Below are 802 nucleotides of genomic sequence, written 5' to 3' on the forward strand. Positions count from 1 at the left end.
TGGCAAATATTCGCGCACTGCACGAAATAGATATGGCCGTCAGCTATCACCTCGAACTTGAAAAGATGCTGGATGTCTTTCTCGAAAGATTGATCTCGAGGCTTGGCGTAGATGGCGCCGATGTCTTCTTAATTGACGAAGAAAGAAGTGTTCTGAGATTCGCTCATGGAAAGGGAATAGTCACTGGAGAAATGGACTTCAGAGAGCTTCCAATGGAAGGAACTATACCTAGTTCGGTTGCTTCGTCGGGAAAGCCTTACTCCGGTCCGTTGGACACCTCTAGCAATCCCAAATGCCCGAGGCTCAAGAACCTGATAGATATGAAAGTGAAGGACTATCATGCCGTACCCCTTGAAACGAGAGGAAAAATTCTGGGAGTCCTTGAAACATTCGACATGATGCAAATTCACAGAGACAGTGAATGGAATGATTTTCTGCAGATGCTTGCGGCACAAGCTTCACTAGCGATAGATGTTGCTCTGATGATAGATAATTTGAAAGACAGCAACAGGAAGATCGCAGAAGCTTACGATCAGACTTTGGAAGTTCTTGTAGGAACACTGGAAATGAGAGACATGAACACCAAGAAACACTCAAGGAGAGTAGCCGATCTTACAGTTTGGCTTGCCGAGAAAATGGGGGCATCGGAAGAAGAAATAGAAAACATGTACAGAGGCGCCCTGCTGCACGACATTGGGAAGATTTCTATTCCGGACAGCGTGTTACTGAAGGAAGGACCTCTATCTGAAGACGAATGGAAGGTAATGAAAACTCATCCGACAACGGCGTATGAAGTGTTGTC

At 45.6% G+C, this 802-nt stretch carries 1 protein-coding gene; it reads left to right on the forward strand.

Features of this window, described 5'->3' with window-relative positions:
* Positions 1–802 (forward strand): HD family phosphohydrolase (locus tag BG32_RS13510; RefSeq protein WP_121526975.1); only part of this gene is annotated, 802 nt, incomplete at both ends.

This window comes from Mesotoga sp. HF07.pep.5.2.highcov, assembly GCF_003666285.1.
GTDB classification, from domain to species: Bacteria; Thermotogota; Thermotogae; order Petrotogales; family Kosmotogaceae; genus Mesotoga; species Mesotoga prima.